Here is a 20,489-nt window from a genome sequence, read left to right on the forward strand (position 1 = left end):
AAAATAGTAATCCCGCGAAGGTCACAAAAAGATCAAAAGCGCTCACATAGACTTTTCCTATGAGAAGAAACTTAATGGATTGACAATTTTTTGATAATGTATCATTAAATTTAGCCCTTTCTAAATCCCTAAATATGAAAAGATTGCTACTTGGCCTTTCACTAGGCATAACTTTATTTTGTTCTAATTCGCAGGCTCAAAGCACCGCACCAGCGCTTTACCTCAAAAATCACACAATACATATTCAGTCAGGAACGGATGATTTACATTTCACCCCTGACGAAGTTGTGGATGGTAAAATTTACCGTATTGTTCAGGAAAGCAATCAGAAGTACTTTAAGCTTAAGATGAAAAACGAAAGTTTTGAAGTGCTTGAATATTTACCACATAATGCTTTCCTGGTAAGTATCAATGCTTCTTCAATAAATAGTTTTGAAGCTCTTTTAACTGAAAAAAAATCTCGGGTAGCCAAGTGGCAAGCTGAGTGGAAACTTTCTCCCCGCCTATTTAAAAGTGATATCCCCGATTGGGCTTGGATTGATAATAAGCAAATCAAAGTTTGGATTCAGACTTACGCAGATATTGATCCACAAATGGCAAGTCAGCTTATTCAAAATGAAGGACTAGAAATTATTGACACCAAGCCGGAGCTTAACTTTTTTGCGATAAGCATGAAGCCGGAAAATGCTGCACAAATTGCGGCTTTTCCTTTTGTGAGTTATCTACAAGAAATGGAGGACCCGGGACAAATTGAAAACTCTACGGCCAGGACTGATCACCGAGTAAATACTTTACAAGCATCATACAATGGAGCTCCAAATTATGATGGAACAGGTGTAACTGTAGGGCACGGTGATGATGGCGCACTTGGCGACCATATAGACTACACAGGCCGCTTAACCCAAAACTCACCTCCCTCGACTGGTGATCATGGTGATCACGTAGCGGGAACTATTTTTGGAGCAGGAAACCTTGATCCGAAAGGACGAGGAATGGCTCCAGGAGCTGAAATTTATTATCAGGATTATCCTGATAACCTAAATAATGTAGATCAGGATTTTAATACACATGGTGTTCGTATTACTTCATCATCCTATAGTAATGGTTGCAATGCGGGCTATACTGGCTTTACGCGCCAAATGGATTTAGATATGGATGATCACAATACCGTCCTTCATGTCTTTTCTGCTGGAAATAGTGGAACTCAGGACTGTGGTTATGGAGCTGGCTCAGTTTGGGGAAATATTACTGGAGGGCATAAAATTGCCAAGAATGTAGTTACTGTAGCCAACCTTACTCGCACAGATGTTTTAGCGACCAGTAGCAGTCGTGGCCCTTCTGAAGATGGAAGAATAAAACCGGATATTTCGGCCGTTGGAACTTCGGTTTACAGCACCACTGACTTACCTGCTCCAAATTCCTATACCAGCAAAACAGGAACCTCAATGTCTTGCCCTGGTGTATCAGGCACTTTAGCAACCCTCCATGAAGCTTACCGAGATAAAGTAGGTGGTGATCCTCATTCTAGCTTGCTAAAAGGTATAGCTCTAAATACGGCTGATGATTTAGGTAATCCTGGCCCCGATTTTAAATTTGGTTTTGGCCGAATAAACGCACGCAGAGCTTATAATGTCATAGATGCTCAAACATTTATAAGCGATAGTAGTACTGGAACTACCAAGTCATTTACTATTAATATGCCATCTACGGGAACCGTAAAAGAAGTAAAGATTATGCTTATTTGGCCAGATCCTGCTGCCTCACTTACTGCGGCTAAGGTGCTGGTTAATGATTTGGACTTAAGCGCAAGCCAAGGAAGTAATAATTACCAACCATTGGTTTTGAATCCTAATCCAAATGCCACTACGCTAAATGCCAATGCTGTAGAAGCACGTGATAGCCTGAATAATATTGAGCAGATTGTGATTTCTAATCCTAGTTCAGGAAACATTAGTGTAGATGTAGATGCTTTCAACTTGCCATCTAATGGTCAAAAATTCTTTATTGTATATGAATTTGTAATGGATGAAGTAGAGCTTACCTACCCTCTTGGTGGCGAAGGTTTTGTTCCATTTGAAACTGAGTTTATTCGTTGGGATGCTTCAGAAGGAACCGGAAGTTTTACAGTAGAATATTCTACTGATAATGGAAACACATGGTCATTAATAAACAACGTAAGCGCTAATGGTTCCTATTTCTTTTGGGCGGTACCAAATATCGTGACCAACGAAGCCAAGGTGAGAGTAACTCGCGGAACTCAAGTTTCTGAATCGCCAGGTACATTCAGTATTATAGGCACTCCTGCAAGCATAAACTTCCCTAAGCAATGTCCTGACTCTGCTACCATAGCATGGACTGCTGTACCAAACGCTACGGGATACATTGTATATGAGCTTGGAAGTAAATACATGGATAGCATTGGTTACACCACAACCAACTCTCTCACATTTGGCAACAACAACCCAAGTGTAAGCAATTGGTATAGTGTAGCCGCAGTACTTGACAGTGTACCAGGACGAAGAGCCTATGCTGTGGAAAAACCAACAGGCCTTATTAATTGTAATCTAAACTTTGATATTGAAGTAAGCCAAATGCTTTCTCCACCCTCAGGGGTTACTACAGATTGCTTTGATTATGACAATACTCCAATAAAGGTAAGGTTAGAAAATACTGGTGCCAGTGAGGTTTACAATTTTGATGTGAGCTATAAAATTAACAACAGCGCTGTGGTTACTGATAATATAACAGATACCATACCCGTTGGTGGAAGTCTTGATTATTCTTTTACAAGTAATGCCGGAATCGTAGGTGGATCGAACTATTACATTAGTATTTGGGTAAATTTAGCTGCCGATCAAAACAAATTCAATGACAGCATTAGTGAAGTTGTGATTCTGCTTCCGGGAACAACCATTACAGCCCCTTATGTTCAGGATTTTGAATCATTTGGCCCCTGTGCTACTACTTCCAATTGTTCTTTAGGAGAATGTAATTTAAGTGCTGGGTGGGAAAATGCCAAAAATATTGATGTTGATGATATAGATTGGCGAGTGGATAATGGAGGCACACCATCTTCGGGTACTGGCCCCTCTATAGATGCTAATCCTGGAACCAGCACCGGAAACTACCTTTACCTAGAAGCTTCAGGAAGTTGCGATAGCAATGAAGCCCTATTACTTTCCCCTTGTATCGATCTTACATCAGCAAATATTCAGAGCGCCATGGCATCTTTTGAGTATCACATGAGTGGAGCTCAAATGGGTAAACTTGATGTGGATATAATTTCGCAGGATGAACTTATTCTAAATGTAATTCCTACCTTCTCGGGTGATCAAGGTGTGAACTGGAATGTAGCTAACATAGATCTTGCTCCATACCTAGGCGAAAAAGTAGTGATTCGCTTACGCGGAAAAACGGGTGATGGATTTAGATCTGACCTTGCAATTGATAATTTCTCTGTACAAGCCTCTGGAATTGGCTTAGAAGAAAGTCCACTTGGAAACCTTGCCCTTTATCCAAATCCAACAACAGGCGTATTCACTGTTTCGCTTGAAGAGAACCAAAATGGTAAAGTAAGCTTCACTGTAAATTCTATTACAGGGAAGCAAGTTTTCACGAACAGCGCAGACGCAAACAATCAGAAAGAGTTTACACTAAACTTAAGCCACTTGCCAAAAGGAGCTTACATAGTTACTGTGACTACTGATGCAGGTTCGCAAAACCTAAGTATGATTAAGCAATAGCCTTTTAGCTATTTTTACAAATAGAAAGCGCCCCGTAGTACTGCGGGGCGCTTTTGTTTTAAGGACTCACTTCAATTTCGGGTTGCTCTCCAGGTTTTCTTCTCAATAACCAAAGTCCTATCAAAGTAAACAGTCCATTTACCAATAGTAGCTCAAAACCAAATTTATAACCAAACCAAGCCTCTGAATTATCCTTAAGGATGTAACTCAAAATTGGAGAGATAATCGCAATTACCGGCACCCACCTGTCTTTTACATTCCATTTAGTAAAAAGTCCAAAAGCATACATACCAAGCAATGGTCCGTAAGTGTAACCGGCAGCTACAAAAAGCTCTTTGATCACACTTTCATCTACCGTGTATTTAAAAGCCAGAATCACCAAAAGTAAAATAACGGAGAACATGATGTGCACTTGCTTTCTAATCCTCTTTCCTGCCTTAGCCTCTTTATTTTGAATTCCTAAAATATCTACACAAAAGGAAGTGGTAAGTGCGGTAAGTGCAGAATCGGCACTACTATATGCAGCAGCAATAAGACCAAGTATAAACAGTACGCCAACCACAACTCCCAAATCTCCGCTAAGGGCCACAGCAGAGTATAGCTTATCGCCTGTTTCAGCAATTCCATTAGCATCAGCATAGTCGTAAAGTAAAACCCCCAGAGAAAGGAAAATCAGGTTTACAAACACCAAAATGATGCTGAGCCAAAACATGTTCTTCTGCGCATCCTTCAAGCTTCGGCAGCTTAGATTTTTCTGCATCATGTCCTGATCTAGTCCTGTCATCACAATGGTGATAAACATCCCCGAGAGGAATTGCTTCCAAAAAGCATTTTCCGTTTTCCATTCATCAAAAAAGAAAATCCGTGACATATCCGAATTGCTCACGTACTCTATCAAATTGCCATCAGGAATCAAGCTTTTCTTAATGAGAACAACAGTAATAATTACCGCCACCAGCATAAAGGTGGTTTGCAAAGTGTCTGTCCAAATGATGGTTTTTATTCCGCTCCTAAACGTGTACACCCAGATTAACAAAATCGTTACCATCACGGTTACCCAGAAGGGAACTTCTAAAGCATCAAACACCGCATATTGCAGAACTATTGCTACCAAGTAAAGACGAAAGGACGCCCCGATAATTCTGGAAATCAAAAAGAAAACAGAGCCTGTTTTGTAGGATGAAGGCCCAAAACGCTGGTCGAGATAGGTATAAATTGAAGTGAGCTGCAAACGATAATAAAGCGGCAAAAGCACTTTGATAATCACCGCATAACCCAGCACATAGCCCAGCACTACTTGCATGTAGCTAAACTGGCTCCCTTCTACCCAACCAGGAACGGAGATAAAAGTAACCCCGCTCAAGGAAGCCCCCACCATACCAAAAGCCACCACATACCAAGGACTTTGGCGATTACCCAAAAAGAAGGAATCATTGTCATCCTTGCGGCCTGTGAGGTAAGAAACCCCGATGAGCAAAAGAAAATAACAAGCAACCAGCGTAATGATAAAGATGGGACTCATGTGTTCTAATTTTTCACAAATAAGAGTAATTTTTGGAGATGCTAAACGAGTCCGCTTTCATTTTTGCTCACAGAGGAGGTTTTATAACCTTATGAAAAATCAGTTAAGAGTTTCAAACTCACTCTTAGACTTTTCCAAAGTTTGAAACTTTGGAAAAGTTCCTCCCTCAGCGGCAAAAAATAAAAAAGCTTTTCATCTCCTATTGTGTACCTATCTTTGAACTTTATCTTGCACTCATGAACTTTTCTTCTAAATATTTAGAAAAAGCGGTAGACGAAATTTCTAACCTTCCGGGGATAGGAAAGAAAACAGCCTTGCGACTGGCGCTACATTTATTACGCCAGGACAAAGAAGCTGTAGGCTCACTTTCTGAAGCATTGCTTGCCTTAAAAAGCAAGGTGAATGAATGTCAAAAATGTGGTAACCTTTCTGATCACAATATTTGTGAAATATGCGCCAACCCTACCCGAAATGATGAACTCATTTGTGTGGTAGAAGATGTGCGCGATGTAATGGCCATTGAAAATACCGGTCAGTATCGAGGATTATATCACGTTCTTGGCGGTGTAATCAGCCCCATGGAAGGCATTGGCCCGGCTGAGCTGAATATTGGAAGTTTGATAAACCGAGTGGAACAAAGCACTCCCAAGGAAATCATCTTTGGATTGGGCACCACCATGGAAGGCGAAACCACAACTTTTTATCTATATAAAAAACTGGCAGGTTTTGACATCAAACTATCTGCCATAGCACGCGGTATTGCCGTTGGCGACCAGCTGGAATATGCTGATGAAGTAACTTTGGCACGAAGCATCACCAACCGCGTGCCCTACGAAAATTCCATTACTCAAAATCAAAATTCGCGAGCTTGAAAAGCGGTTCCCGAAGAGAAATAATACTGCTATTTGCAGCAAATGTGTTGGCACGATTGCCCTTTATAAATGCGGGGTACGGTCGTGAAGAAGACGCATGGGCGCAAGCACAAAATGCCAAACAAATTTGGGAAACAGGAATTTATGAGGTTTCCCGCCTTCCCGGGCATCCACTTTATGAATTGCTCCTTGCCGGCCTATGGCCCATCAATCATTCATATTGGCTTTTCAATTTGTTGAGTGTATTGGTGAGCAGTCTCTCGGTGGTGTATTTTTATAAAATTTGCAACAAGCTGAATCTGCTAAACACGCTGGCATTAAGCGTAGCTTTTAGCTTTATCCCTGTATTTTTTATTGCTGGCACTTACACCATAGACTACAATTTCGGCCTGCTCTTTATCCTCATTTCGCTCTATCAGCTCCTTAGGGGAAAATATTGGCTAGCCGGAATTTTTATTGGTCTTGCCACTGGCATTCGAATTTCCCACCTAGGCTTTATACTCCCGTGGGCTATTATCATCTTCACACGTACACATAGTTTAAAGTTTGTTTTAAGGATGGGACTCACCTCCTTGTTAGTTGCTGCAATAGCTTTTTCGCCACCCTTGCTTCAATATGGGATGGGCTTTTTAGATTTTCATAAACCGCCCTACCCCAGCACCATTAAAGTATTGTACAAAATGAGCGTGGGTGTTTACGGCATTCCTCTGCTATTATTTTTCGCATATTTCTTTTTCACAAATATCCGCAAGCCCTTTAGCTTTTGGACACTTCACAGCTACTACAGCCGTATGCCACGCGGTTTTTATATTTCGCTGTTGCTAATATTTGCCATGCAACTGGTGGTATTTTTAAGGCTGCCTTTTAAGTCTGAGTTTTTCATACCCTTTTTGCCATTTCTATTGATGTATTTGGGAGTGCTAATGAACCGAAAGCAAGCGATTTCTCTAGCTATAGTTTCCATCGCTTCATGCTTCTTTTTTGGCTTTGATTATTACAACCCGTACCGTGGCGCACCGCCCAGCCCGTTAGGTTTAAGGTTTGAAGGAAACGACAAGTCTCTATTTTTTGACCCTATTCAAGGGCCCGCCATTATTGATATTAGAAAGAGAAATACCAAAATTCAATTTGTAGAAGAATTTAATGCTTGGGCAAAAAAGCAAAGCGCTCCTACCTATGTGATTGCAGGGTGGTACTGGCCACAAATCGACCTTAAGCAACAATATCCCAGCAATGTAGAAGTTGATTATTACGCTACTGAAGATGAAGTGAGAAACGCGCACAAAAGCGGAAAAGCCATTTTTTACCTTCCGGAGATAAATGAGGCCAACGCGCAAATAAACTCTCATTATCTTGCGGACTCTTTAGGAAAGCCTTGGCTACCCGAAACGAATAAGGAATAATAGCTGCCCTCAACACTGCATGAAACTATCCATCGTAATAGTAAATTACAACGTAAAGTACTTCCTTGAGCAATGCCTGCGCTCGGTAGATATTGCCATGCAAGGTATTGATGGCGAAATCTTTATGGTAGACAATGCCTCTGCCGACAAGAGTGTGGAGATGGTGCAGCAAAAGTTTCCACATGTAAAAGTGATTGCCAACAAAGACAATGTAGGCTTTTCCAAAGCCAACAATCAGGCGATGCGCATTTCCAAAGGCGAGTATATTCTTTTGCTGAATCCAGACACTGTTGTTGAAGAAAATACATTCCGCGAAAGCATACGCTTTATGGACGAGCATAAGGATGCAGGTGCACTTGGCGTAAAAATGATTGACGGCAAAGGAAACTTTTTGCCAGAAAGCAAACGCGGACTACCAACCCCTTGGGTAAGTTTTTATAAAATATTTGGACTTTCTTCATTGCTTCCAAAATCACCAAAGTATGCCCGCTACCACATGGGGCATTTGGACAAAGATGAAAACCACGAAATAGAAATTTTGGCCGGAGCCTATATGTTTATGCGCAAAGAAGCGCTGGACAAATCCGGACTGCTAGACGAAGATTTCTTTATGTACGGGGAAGATATTGACCTCTCCTACCGCATTGTAAAAGCGGGTTACAAAAATTACTACCTGGCAGATACGAGCATTATTCACTACAAAGGTGAGAGTACCAAAAAAGGTAGCCTCAACTATGTATATGTGTTTTACAAGGCCATGGCCATTTTTGCCAAAAAGCACTTTAGCGGCACCTATGCTACCATGTTTAATTTCATGATTACGCTGGCCATTTACCTTCGTGCTGGTTTATCGGTTTTTAAAAGAATTATTTCGGCTTTAGCCCTACCTACTTTAGATGCTGGGGTATTTTTGGCGGGACTCTATTATATAAAGGAGTACTGGGAGCACAATCACCGCTTTATTGTGGGTGGTGAATATTCTTCTGAATTGATTTGGACGGCATTCCCACTTTACGCCCTAGCGTGGATTGTTGGAATATTTGTGAGCGGTGGTTATGAAAAGCCAACTCGCATCATCAATCTCTTGAAAGGTATTTTAATAGGTAGTGTTGCAATTTTGGTAGGCTACAGCTTGGTGCCTGAAGATTATAGATTCTCCCGAGCTATCATTTTGCTAGGTTCCGTTTGGGCGGTTTTTTCTATTCCATTAATACGATTGATTTTACAGCGAATATTTAAGTTTCCATTGATTTCTATAACGCAGGAAAATAAGCGCATTCTTATAGTTGGTACTCCTGATGAAGCTGCCAGAGTGGAACAGCTTATAAAGCAAACCTCTGGAAGACTGGCTTACCTGGCTTTTATTTCTCCTGGTAAAGAACCTATTCAGAATGAAAAGTATGTTGGCCAATTGGTCGACTTAGCTGACATCTGCCGCATCTTTCAAATAGATGAAGTGATATTTTGCTCTAAAGACATTTCGGGTAACGACATTTTCAAAAAGATGGCTGAGCTCAATCCACTCAAAGTGGAAATAAAAATCGCACCTACCGAAAGTGAGTTTGTGATTGGAAGTAATTCTATTGACAGCCAAGGTTCGTGGTACACCATTCAGTTTAATGATATTTCAAAGCCTGCAAATAAAAGAGCCAAGCGCATATTTGATATTACTGCTGCCCTTTTGTTACTCATCATTTCGCCATTTATAGTTTGGGCAGTGGAGCACAAAGGAGCTTTCTTCAAAAATATATTCTCCGTACTAAGCGGTCGCAAAACTTGGGTGGGATATGATCCGCAATCTAACATCGAACATTTACCCAAGCTTAGGCATTCTGTACTAAAAACAACTTTGGGAAGTGGTTTAAACACAAATAATGATGCGGCTATAAATCACATTAATCAACTGTACGCCAAGAACTACAAGGTGTGGAATGACCTACAATTTTTGATAAGCGGCTACAGATATTTAGGAAGCTAAGTCAAAAGCCATAAATCCTAAGCTCTAAATACTAAACTCTAAAACCGAAAGGAGTTTGGAACTTCCAAAATCTCAAAACGTGGGTTAACTTTTATCTTATAAGACCTGTTTTTGAATTTACTTTTTTGAGCTTTCTTATTTGTTTCGAGTTTAGTTTTTAGAATTTAGAGTTTGATATTAAAGGCTTTATAAAATTTACAACCTTATCTTTTACAACGCTTTCTTTCCGGTGAGTAAAGCTCCGTCAAATAGCCCTCTATTTTTTTACCTTTGCACTCCTTTTCAGAGAAACATAATATTTTATTAAACGAATATGGCACAAGTTGAACTGATAATGCCCAAGATGGGCGAAAGTGTAGCAGAAGCTACTATCATAAAATGGCTAAAAGAAGAAGGTGACACCATTGACATGGAAGAGTCTGTTCTTGAAATCGCTACCGATAAAGTAGACAGCGAAGTGCCTTCTCCTACTGAAGGAGTCCTTTTGAAAAAACTTTTTGGTGAAGATGATGTAGTAAAGGTTGGTGATCCAATCGCTATTATCGAAACCGAAGGTGGTGCTAGCGAAAATGGTGCTGCTCCGGCTGCCGAAACCAAAACTGAAGCTCCAAAAAGCGAGCCTGCTGTAGCTGAAGTTCAGCAAATGGTAACTGCTGCTCAAGAGCAAACAGAAGATATTCCTCGCAATTCTAACGGTCGTTTTTACTCACCACTCGTTCGCAATATTGCAAAAGAAGAAGGTGTAGCCGTTAGCGAACTTGACTCAATAGAAGGTAGCGGTGCCGAAGGTCGCGTTACTAAAAAAGATGTTCTTAGCTATATAGAAAACCGTGGTTCAGGTGCTCCAGCATCGGCTCCGGCCCCAAGTGCTGCTCCGGCTGCTAAGCCTGCTGCACAGCCACAAGCTGCTGCAAAACCAGCTCCTCAGGCCGCTCCTGTTTCTATTGGTGCTGACGATGAAATCATTGAGATGGATCGTATGCGCAAGAAGATTGCCGATCACATGGTAATGTCTAAGAGCACTTCTCCGCACGTAACTTCTTTTGTAGAAGCTGACGTAACCAACATTTGGAACTGGAGAAAGAAAGTGAAAGGCGAATTCATGAAGCGCGAAGGCGAAAACATCACCTTCACTCCTATTTTCATCGAAGCTATTGTAAAAGCTATTAAGGATTTCCCAATGATCAATGTTTCTGTAGATGGAAACAATATCATTAAGAAAAAGCATATCAATATAGGTATGGCCGCTGCTCTGCCAAGTGGAAACCTTATCGTTCCTGTTATTCACGATGCAGATCAGTTGAACCTTGTTGGCCTTACCAAAAAGGTAAATGACTTGGCTAACCGTGCACGTAACAACGCACTTAAGCCAGATGATATTCAAGGTGGAACATATACTGTAACCAACGTAGGTACTTTTGGTAATGTATTGGGTACGCCAATCATCAACCAGCCACAAGTAGCTATTATGGCCACTGGTAGTATTAATAAAAAACCAGCAGTGATTGAAACTCCAGAAGGAGACTTCATCGGTATTAGATATAAAATGTTCTTGTCACACTCTTACGACCACCGTGTGGTTGATGGAGCCCTTGGCGGAATGTTTGTAAAAAGAGTAGCTGATTACTTAGAAGCTTTCGATCCGAATCGCGATTTCTAAAGAGAAGTTATTTCTTACAAAAACTTATATTGCACAACCTTATTCATCCCGCCTCGAGCGGGATGATTTTTATAAACCCATTACATTCCCATCATGGAACTTAAATTAAAACGCCCCATCTGCTTTTTTGACCTCGAAACCACCGGAGTAAATGTGGTTACCGACAGAATTGTAGAAGTTGGTGTACTCAAAATATTCCCAAACGGAAATAAAGAAAGTAAGACTTGGTTGGTAAACCCGGAACGTCCAATTCCGGCAGAAACATCAGCAATTCACGGTATCACTGACGAGAAAGTAGCCAACGAACCAACCTTTAAGGAATTGGCGCATCGTGTGCACGACATGATTAAGGATTCTGATTTGGGTGGCTACAACTCCAATAAGTTTGACATCCCCATGATTGCTGAAGAGTTTCTTCGCGCAGGAATTGACTTTGACCTTAGCAAGCGCAGAGCTGTTGACGTTCAAAACATCTTTCACAAAAAAGAGCAACGTACGCTAAGTGCTGCTTATAAGTTTTACTGTGGTAAAGATTTGACTGATGCGCATACCGCTGAAGCGGATACTTTGGCAACATATGAAATCCTGAAAGCTCAGCTTGATCGTTATGACGATTTGGAAAATGACATAGAAATGCTGGCTGACTTTAGCAACCGTTTTAGAGCGGTAGACTTTGCCGGTTTTATTATCCTTAATGAAGATGATGTGGCCTGTTTTAGTTTTGGTAAATACAGAAACCGCCCGGTGGCAGAAGTATTTGATGAAAACCCTGGCTACTACGGCTGGATGCAAAATGCAGATTTTCCGCTTTATACTAAAAAGGTATTAACTGAAATCAAACTGAGTAAGCTGCAGTCATGAAGATAATTTGTGTAGGCCGTAATTACGCAGATCACGCCAAGGAACTAAAAAATGAAGTGCCCACCGAGCCCGTCATTTTTATGAAACCCGAAACGGCCATTCTGCCAAAGCGCAATCCTTTCTTTATCCCAGACTTTACCAACGATGTGCATTATGAAGCTGAATTGGTGGTTCGCATCAATAAGATTGGTAAAAACATACAGGAAAAATTTGCTTATAAATATTATGATGAAGTTACTCTTGGTATTGATTTTACCGCAAGGGATCTTCAGCAAAAGCTAAAGGAAAAAGGACTGCCCTGGGAAAAAGCAAAAGCCTTTGATGGATCTGCCGCTGTTGGCAAATTTGTAAAGCTTAGCGATGTAGGTGATTTAAATCAAGCAGAATTTACGCTAGATAAGAATGAAATCCGCTGCCAAACAGGCTATCCAAAGGACATGATTTTTCCGATAAATAAATTGATTGAATACGTGTCTCAATACTTTACACTCAAGATTGGCGACTTAATCTTTACAGGCACCCCTGCTGGTGTGGGCGCAGTTGCCAAAGATGATACTTTGCAATTGATGCTCAATAATCAAACGTTGCTAAAACTAAACGTTAAATAACAACAACGCGCTATTAATAAATAGTGTGTTGCCAATTGCTATGACTTTTTATCTTTGTGGGTCTAGCGTAGTTTATAATTCAATTTAATTTCACCGATATGAGGAAGTTCTTACTCCTTTTTTCCATTTCCCTTTTTGCATTTGCTGCTTCAGCGCAAAAAGATACACTGTACTTTAACTCCTTTGAAAACATACCTACGGATAGTAGTGATGCGCAAGTTACTCAGGGTGTTTCTATTGCAGGAACTCAAGGTACACCTCCCAAATGGGCTGTCATTGACACCTTTGGTTATAACAGCAATAACTCTTACCATGTAAAAGGAAAGCTTGCAGGGCACACTGTGCATATGCAAACCGATACAATTGATGCTACTGGTAAACCTTATATCAGCTTTAGCTTTTGGAATATCGCGAAACTTTATTCTACCAATCAAGCCTCTTTAGACTATACCATCGATGGTGGACAAACATGGGCTAACATTCCTCTAGCAACCACATATCAGGGTGCTTCCCCTAACTATCAAACTCTTGGATACTTTAATCAGGTTTCATATGCTAACTTGAATGATATATGGAAAGGTGACCCCGTAAATGGAGATCCTTACGCTACTCCATTGCCAAGCTGGTGGCAAAAAGAAACCTATGACCTTTCTGATGTTTTATCAGACATTGCGAATAATATAGGCTACGATAGTATTATGATTAGGTTTAAAGTAGGCTTCCTTTTCCCTATTAATATAAACACCACAAATTATGCATCTGGTTGGTTTGTAGATGATATTCTTGTAACTGGAGCTCCATGTGAGCTCAACCCTCCTAAAATTAATTTTGCTTTTTCTCCACAAGGTGTACCTGGTGGCCCAAGCTGTTTTGCCCCCAACCCAGAAGGTGGACAAACGGAACTTGTCTCAACAAACTATCCTGTAGCTGCTAGGGTTACTGATGCTGCTAAATCCTATGATACAGGAGTAGATAGTGTATATGTAGTTTACAAAGTAAATGGAGGAACGCTTGATACATTTGGTTTAGACCTGATAAACAGTACAAATGGGGAATATCGTGGCTTTTTTAACTCACTTGCTGTGGGTGACAATGTAGATTGGTATATGATGGCTTATGATAAGAGCTGCCCACCTAACGAAACTCGTATGCCAGATATTACTTACAATGGAAATGGTTTTTACAACTTCTTTATAGAAAAAGGTCTACCTGGTAAGTGCGGTGCACCAAGTTGTAACATTGCTCCGGACGTAATTAGAACCTTCCCTTGGACTGAAAATTTTGATGGTCCAAATTGGGTAATCGGTGCTGGAGGAAATGATAAAGGAACTACTCCTAACATTTATTGGAATAGAAACTATCAAGGAAACTCTACTCCGCCCAATGTTTTTGGATGGACAGTAGGCGCAGGAGGAACACCTTCTCAATATACAGGCCCAAGTGCAGACCATACGACTGGTGGCCCTGCTGGTAAATATATGTATGTAGAAACAGATGGAACCATTCAAGGTGGTGCCCCTGCTCTATTCACCACTCCTTGTATTGATCTCACTAATCAAACTGGTTGCTTAGGATTTGAGTTTTACTATCACATGTTCGGTTCAGACATAGGTGAATTATTGGTTGATATTGATACTGGTCAGGGTATTGTTTCTATACCAGCTGATAGAGTAACTGGTTATAAAATCCTCAAAGATGAACAGCAAAACTCATCTACAGCAGCATGGAAACGTGCCGTATTTTCTCTTAATGATTTTGTTGGAAAGTATATTACAGTACGATTTAGAGTAAGACCAACCGGAGGATCATACCCATTAAAAAGAGGTGATTTAGCCATCGATGATTTAAGCATCTTTACTCCAAACCCGGTAGATGTAGAAGTTCTTGCCAATCCAGAGCCTAAAAATGGATATTGTGATTTTGCTGGTCAACCTGTAGATATCGTTATTAGAAATAATGGATGTGACTCGCTTAGTTCGGTACCTGTACGTTATAAGCTTAGCTCTAGCGCTACTGTATACCAAGAAACCGCAACTCTTAGTCCTGCTCTACAATTAGGAGACACCGCAACATATACGTTTACTAACTTATTCCCTACCATTGCTCCCGGGTCGCATCAGGTTACAGCTTGGTCTGCTGCAGTCGGTGATGCTGATAATGATAATGATACTGCTATGGGTGATCAATTGCTGTATGAATTACCCATAACTACTTTCCCATTCATTGAAAACTTTGAGAACGGTACCGTAGGTACTCAAAATCTAGGTAATAATAACTGGCACTTTGACGATGGCCTTAATACCAACTTTAAGTGGCAGGTGGATGAAGAAATGACTACTGAAAGAGCTACAGGTCCATATAGTGGATACCACTTTGAAGGTAAATACCTATATGCGGAATCTAATGGTACTTCTGGTGGATTAAGCACTTTTTTACGTACTCTTTGCCTTGATTTAAGCACGATGGGTACAGGCCACAATGCTGTCTTAGATTTTTATTACCACATGTATGGTGCTGACATTGACAAACTACAAATACAGGTTTCTGAAGGAGATGAGCCTATTGACGTTTGGACCACCGTAAGTACAATTAATGGTGCTGGCCAGCAATCTAAAGAGTTAGATAATTGGAAACTACATAGAGTGGATTTGAGCAGTTACTCTGGTAGTATCAAAATTCGATTTGCCGCTATTAGAAAGGGAGCCGGAAACAAAACCAACCTTGCCATTGATAAAATCATGATTTATGATAGAGATGCTAATGATGCTGGCGGTTTTGCTATTATTAACCCAGGGGCTAGAGGTGCAGTTGCAGGACCTTCAGGTACTTCTGATCCTCAGGTAAGTATTGCCAACTTTGGAAATACAACTCTTAACACCTGTACGGTTAATTTTAGAATTACTCCACTTTGTGGCAATAGCGCCCCTACTACCTATCAATATTATTATAATGGGCCAAGCATTGCGCAAGGAACTGTGAAGACCGTGGATATGTCAAGCGCAGGAGTTGTATATCCAATTGGAGAGTTTGAGGCGTGTGTATTTGTTACATCACCAAATGGCTCTGCTGACAACATTGCTTTTAATGACACTATCTGTCGCAATATAATTGGTGGAAACAATAGATATGATATTGCTTGGTTTACCGACTTTGACACCTGTGATTATGACGATAAAGGTTTTTCACCTCAAAACTCAGGATTTTGGCAATGGGAAAAAGGCAAGCCCAGCCTAGCTACTTCAGGTCTTATTACTGACGACCGTACAGGTGGTGGTAATGCTTGGGTTACTAATCTAGAAGGCGACTTCTTGGTAGGAACCAAAGAATGGTTGAGAACACCTGTTTATGAAGAGTTTGATACAGTAGTTAATGCTAAGCTAAATTTCTACATGAACTTGAATTTTGGTTCCAATGGTGGTACTGGCGGTACAAATTATAATGTAGCTGCTACCTGTTACTACTTCAACCAAGGATGGCAAATTCTTGGAGAAAACACTATTGCTGCCAACTTAGGTAAAAACTGGTATGGTGGTGCTAATGGACAGCCTTCCATTAATCTCTTGAATGGTGGCCCGGGGTGGACTGGAGGTACTGGAGATGGTACTTGGATAGAAACTGAATACCCATTGAACCAATTCAATTTGGACTCCAATGCAGCACTTACCCTTCGTTTTGAGTTTACGTCAGATCCAGGCATGCAGCAAAGTGCCGCACGTGGTGGTATGGGTATAGATGATTTTCAGATTATTATTCCTGAACAAAATAGTGTATCACCTACTAAAGTGACAACCCTAAGCCCACTGCCCCTCCCTGGTTTTGATCAACAACTACGTATTTCTGTGAAAAATACCGCGGAAAAAGTAATTGACTCTTTTCAAGTATATGTTGAAGTTGATAATGTTCCATTGGGACCAATCCATTGGGTTCAATGTGGTAAATTAGGTAAAGATCAAACTTACAGATGGACCTATAAGTACCCTTGGCTAGGGGCTAGTGTAACTTCTGGCCCTCACAATGTATGTGTATATACTTCTCGCCCAGACAATAAGCCAGATCAAAAGCCTTATGACGATACACTTTGTGACAATATTCCAGTAATGCTTGAACTAGACTTTACAGCTACAGGGCAAGATGAGTATTGTGAAGACTTTGAATCGGCAACTACATTCCAATGGCTACACAAGGATGCAATAGATTTGTTTGACAAGGATGAATGTTGGGAAAAAGGCCCTCCTAGCCAGATCACAGCACATAGCGGGGCTAATGCTTGGGCAGTTACTGACACATTTAAAGATTCACATACAGGAAAATTTGGATATGATAACCTTGAACAAGCGGCACTTTTCACACCTGTGTTTGAGGTGGATAGTGGAATTCAGTACAAGTTGGAATTCTATCACTGGATGCAATCTGAGAAATACCACGATGGTGGTAATGTAGAATACTCATTTGATGGAGGTATTTCTTGGTACCCGATTGGCTACAGACAAAAAGGAGTAAACACTTGGTATAATACAGATTTTGTTACTGCACTTGATCAAATTCGTGGAGGATGGACTGATACTACTTCAGGGTGGCAAAATGCAATTCAAAGAATCGTTTTCCAGGATCATGGAAAAGTAATCCTTCGTTTCCGTTTTGGTTCTGATTATGATCTAACAGGCAAAGGTTGGGTAATAGATGACTTTTGCTGGACTAAGGATACATCAAGCGCTAAGCCTAATGTAATTATTGGCGAAGATGAGTATCAGTTACCCGTTGAAGCTATTGTTGGTGATATGGTTCCAAACCCAGCTACCGACTACTCAGATTTGAGTTTCATATTCCCTACTCCGCAGGATGTAGAGATTAGAGTTTACAATATTGTAGGTCAGCTGATGGAAAGTAGAAGTGCTTCGTTCGGTGAAGGTGTCAACAGAGTATCGTTTAGCACTGTTGACTGGAGCGCAGGAGTCTACTTTGTAAACTTTGAATATGGAGGTAAACTTGTAACACGAAAACTTGTGGTTAAGTAAGCTTCTCCTCTCTTTATAATACATCAGAAGGCCCCGCTCGAAATTTTCGAAGCGGGGCTTTCTCTTTTTTAACTTCCGTCAAAATTTCAGTTGACTTCAAAATATTATGTCAAATTGACTGCGCAAGGAGCCTTATTTACAATTGGAACTAAAATTGACACTAGCATTTTAAAATTGAACAAATGGATCAAAATAAGTTTACAATTAAGACGCAGGAAGCTCTACAACGAGCCCAGCAACTTACCATGGAACATGGGCAGCAGTCTGTGGAAAATGGTCATCTGCTCAAAGCTATTTTTGATGTAGATGAAAATATACTCCCCTTTATTTTAAAAAAGCTAAGTGTAAATGTTGATGTATTTCAGCAAACGCTGGATAGCATAATTACCTCCTACCCTAAAGTGGAAGGTGGCAACATTCAGTTTTCACGATATGCTGGCGATACACTCAATCGTGCAATTTCGTCTCTTAAAGAATGGAATGATGAATACGTTTCATTGGAACACATCATCATGGCCATCTTTAAGGGTGGCGATAGTATTAGCCAAATGATGAAGGATAATGGTATCACAGAAAAAAATCTAAAAGCTACCATACAAGAATTGCGCAAAGGACAGCGAGTAACTTCTAGTAGCGCTGAAGATTCTTATAATGCTTTAGAAAAATATGCACGAAACCTCAATCAATTGGCCGCTGACGGAAAACTAGATCCCGTAATTGGTCGTGATGAAGAAATAAGAAGAGTGCTTCAAATCCTTTCCAGACGTACCAAAAATAACCCTATCCTTATCGGTGAACCTGGTGTAGGTAAAACTGCTATTGCAGAAGGAATGGCGCATCGTATTATAAACGGAGATGTACCTGAAAACCTAAAAGACAAATTGATTTTCAGTTTGGATATGGGTGCACTTATAGCTGGTGCTAAATACAAGGGTGAGTTTGAAGAAAGACTTAAATCTGTAGTAAAAGAAGTTACCGAATCGGAAGGACGCATTGTGATGTTTATTGATGAGATACACACATTGGTAGGTGCCGGAGGTGGTGATGGAGCTATGGATGCTGCAAATATTCTAAAACCAGCATTGGCTCGTGGAGAGTTGCGTGCCATCGGAGCCACAACTTTGAACGAGTACCAAAAATTCTTTGAGAAAGACAAAGCACTGGAAAGGCGTTTTCAAAAAGTAATAGTAGATGAACCCGATACAGAGTCTGCTATTGCCATAATGCGAGGTATTAAAGAAAAGTATGAATCTCATCACAAAGTGAGAATTAAAGACGAAGCAATCTTAGCTTCGGTAGAGCTCTCGCAACGCTATATCACAGATCGTTTTCTTCCGGATAAGTCGATTGATCTTATTGATGAAGCTGCTTCTAAATTGAGGATGGAGATGAACTCAAAGCCTGAGGAAATTGATATTCTGGATAGGAAGATTATGCAGCTTGAAATCGAGCTGGAAGCTATTAAGCGTGAAGGTGACAAGTCGAAACAGGAAATTTTGAAGAAGGATTTGGCTGACATCAACGATCAGCGTAAAACCCTTACCGCAAAATGGGAAGAAGAGAAATCGGTGGTAGAAGGAATTCAACAAGCTAAAGATGATATTGAGAAGCTTAAACTGGAAGCCGACCAAGCTGAACGAAGTGGCGAGTACGGCAAAGTAGCTGAAATCCGGTATGGGAAAATGAGTGAAGCTGAAGAGCGTCTTAAAAAGTTTGAAAGCCAGATTGAAGACATGCAACAGTCTTCTTCTCCCCTTATTAAAGAGGAAGTAGACGCGGAAGATGTGGCTGATGTAATTAGCCGTTGGACAGGAATTCCGGTTTCTAAAATGCTGGAAAGCGAACGTGAAAAACTGCTACGCCTGGAAGAAGAACTGCACAAGCGTGTAGTAGGTCAAAATGAAGCGATAATGGCTGTATCTGATGCCGTACGCAGAAGCAGAGCTGGATTACAAGACCAGAATAGACCAATTGGTTCTTTCATATTCTTTGGTACCACCGGAGTTGGTAAAACTGAAGTTGCAAAGGCTCTGGCTGAATATCTATTTAATGATGATAATGCCATTACACGCATAGACATGAGTGAGTACCAGGAACGTCATTCGGTGAGCCGATTGATTGGTGCGCCTCCCGGATATGTGGGATATGATGAAGGTGGACAACTTACAGAAGCTGTACGCAGAAAGCCTTACTCTGTAGTCCTTTTGGACGAAATTGAAAAGGCGCACCCCGATACGTTCAACATCTTGTTGCAAGTATTGGATGAAGGCCGATTGACGGATAACAAAGGCCGTGTGGCGAACTTTAGGAATACGATTATTATTATGACTTCAAACCTCGGATCGCACCTGATACAAGAGAAATTTGAAGGTATGACCGATGATAATAGACATGAAGTGTATGAAGACACCCGTGATGAAGTGATACAGTTGCTAAGACAAACCATTCGTCCTGAATTTTTGAACAGGATTGATGAGATGATCATGTTCCAGCCTCTGGGTAAAGATGACGTGAAGCAAATTGTAAAACTGCAAATCAATGGCTTGAAAAAACTGCTGAAAAAGCAGGGAATCATGATTGATGCTTCAGACAGTGCACTGAGTTACCTAGCCGATGTTGGTTTTGACCCTCAGTTTGGAGCAAGGCCAATAAAGCGAGTTATTCAGAAACGTATCTTAAATCATCTTTCTAAAGAGATTTTGGCAGGCAAAGTTGACAAAGATGGATTGATACTCATTGACACCGAGAACGACAGTCTGGTATTTAGAAATGCCCCGGCCGAACTTCCTGAAATGGACTAAAAAGAAAAGCGCCTTAGGGCGCTTTT

General features: G+C 40.8%; 10 protein-coding genes. 9 read left to right on the forward strand and 1 reads right to left on the reverse strand.

The window, feature by feature from the left end; translation table 11 throughout:
* The first annotated feature begins 134 nt into the window (after positions 1-134).
* Complete coding sequence (locus OWEHO_RS17800; RefSeq protein WP_014201361.1) at positions 135-3,743, forward strand: S8 family serine peptidase; 3,609 nt, start codon at positions 135-137, stop codon at positions 3,741-3,743.
* Between the two features lie 58 nt (positions 3,744-3,801).
* Here the strand turns inward: OWEHO_RS17800 and OWEHO_RS04900 are convergent, their stop codons facing one another.
* Positions 3,802-5,265, reverse strand: a complete 1,464-nt coding sequence (locus tag OWEHO_RS04900) for a sodium:solute symporter (RefSeq protein ID WP_014201362.1) — start codon at positions 5,263-5,265, stop codon at positions 3,802-3,804.
* Positions 5,266-5,501: 236 nt separating this feature from the next.
* Here OWEHO_RS04900 and recR point away from each other — a divergent pair, with 236 nt between their 5' ends.
* The 8 genes from recR (at position 5,502) to clpB (ending at position 20,463) form a co-directional block, all read left to right on the forward strand.
* Positions 5,502-6,137 carry a recombination mediator RecR gene (gene recR / locus OWEHO_RS04905; protein WP_014201363.1) on the forward strand — a complete coding sequence of 212 codons (636 nt, stop codon included), beginning with the start codon at positions 5,502-5,504 and terminating at the stop codon, positions 6,135-6,137.
* The gene (locus OWEHO_RS04910; protein ID WP_014201364.1) at positions 6,134-7,540 is read left to right on the forward strand and encodes a glycosyltransferase family protein; all 1,407 of its coding nucleotides are present in this window, start codon (positions 6,134-6,136) and stop codon (positions 7,538-7,540) included. Before recR ends, OWEHO_RS04910 begins: the two co-directional genes overlap by 4 nt.
* Positions 7,541-7,559: 19 nt before the next feature.
* Entirely contained in the window at positions 7,560-9,518 is a 1,959-nt protein-coding gene (locus OWEHO_RS04915) for a glycosyltransferase family 2 protein (RefSeq protein ID WP_014201365.1), read from the forward strand.
* A gap of 313 nt (positions 9,519-9,831) precedes the next feature.
* Positions 9,832-11,178 (forward strand): dihydrolipoamide acetyltransferase family protein, encoded by a 1,347-nt coding sequence (locus tag OWEHO_RS04920; RefSeq protein ID WP_014201366.1) that lies wholly within the window; start codon positions 9,832-9,834, stop codon positions 11,176-11,178.
* Positions 11,179-11,271: 93 nt separating this feature from the next.
* The gene (locus OWEHO_RS04925) at positions 11,272-12,039 is read left to right on the forward strand and encodes a 3'-5' exonuclease (RefSeq protein ID WP_014201367.1); all 768 of its coding nucleotides are present in this window, start codon (positions 11,272-11,274) and stop codon (positions 12,037-12,039) included.
* A complete protein-coding gene (locus tag OWEHO_RS04930; RefSeq protein ID WP_014201368.1) occupies positions 12,036-12,647 on the forward strand; it encodes a fumarylacetoacetate hydrolase family protein in 612 nt (203 codons plus the stop codon). Before OWEHO_RS04925 ends, OWEHO_RS04930 begins: the two co-directional genes overlap by 4 nt.
* Before the next feature lie 98 nt (positions 12,648-12,745).
* A complete protein-coding gene (locus tag OWEHO_RS04935; RefSeq protein WP_014201369.1) occupies positions 12,746-17,662 on the forward strand; it encodes a T9SS type A sorting domain-containing protein in 4,917 nt (1,638 codons plus the stop codon).
* A gap of 182 nt (positions 17,663-17,844) precedes the next feature.
* Positions 17,845-20,463: an ATP-dependent chaperone ClpB gene (gene clpB / locus OWEHO_RS04940; protein ID WP_014201370.1), complete on the forward strand. Its 2,619-nt coding sequence runs from the start codon at positions 17,845-17,847 to the stop codon at positions 20,461-20,463.
* Positions 20,464-20,489 lie beyond the last annotated feature (26 nt).

Source organism: Owenweeksia hongkongensis DSM 17368 (assembly GCF_000236705.1).
GTDB classification, from domain to species: domain Bacteria; phylum Bacteroidota; class Bacteroidia; order Flavobacteriales; family Schleiferiaceae; genus Owenweeksia; species Owenweeksia hongkongensis.

Coding starts and splice junctions, on each gene's coding strand:
- OWEHO_RS17800 (WP_014201361.1), top strand. CDS start 135: ATGAAAAGATTGCTACTTGGCCTTTCACTAGGCATAACTTTATTTTGT.
- OWEHO_RS04925 (WP_014201367.1), top strand. CDS start 11,272: ATGGAACTTAAATTAAAACGCCCCATCTGCTTTTTTGACCTCGAAACC.
- OWEHO_RS04900 (WP_014201362.1), bottom strand. CDS start 5,265: ATGAGTCCCATCTTTATCATTACGCTGGTTGCTTGTTATTTTCTTTTG.
- OWEHO_RS04935 (WP_014201369.1), top strand. CDS start 12,746: ATGAGGAAGTTCTTACTCCTTTTTTCCATTTCCCTTTTTGCATTTGCT.
- recR (WP_014201363.1), top strand. CDS start 5,502: ATGAACTTTTCTTCTAAATATTTAGAAAAAGCGGTAGACGAAATTTCT.
- OWEHO_RS04915 (WP_014201365.1), top strand. CDS start 7,560: ATGAAACTATCCATCGTAATAGTAAATTACAACGTAAAGTACTTCCTT.
- clpB (WP_014201370.1), top strand. CDS start 17,845: ATGGATCAAAATAAGTTTACAATTAAGACGCAGGAAGCTCTACAACGA.
- OWEHO_RS04920 (WP_014201366.1), top strand. CDS start 9,832: ATGGCACAAGTTGAACTGATAATGCCCAAGATGGGCGAAAGTGTAGCA.
- OWEHO_RS04930 (WP_014201368.1), top strand. CDS start 12,036: ATGAAGATAATTTGTGTAGGCCGTAATTACGCAGATCACGCCAAGGAA.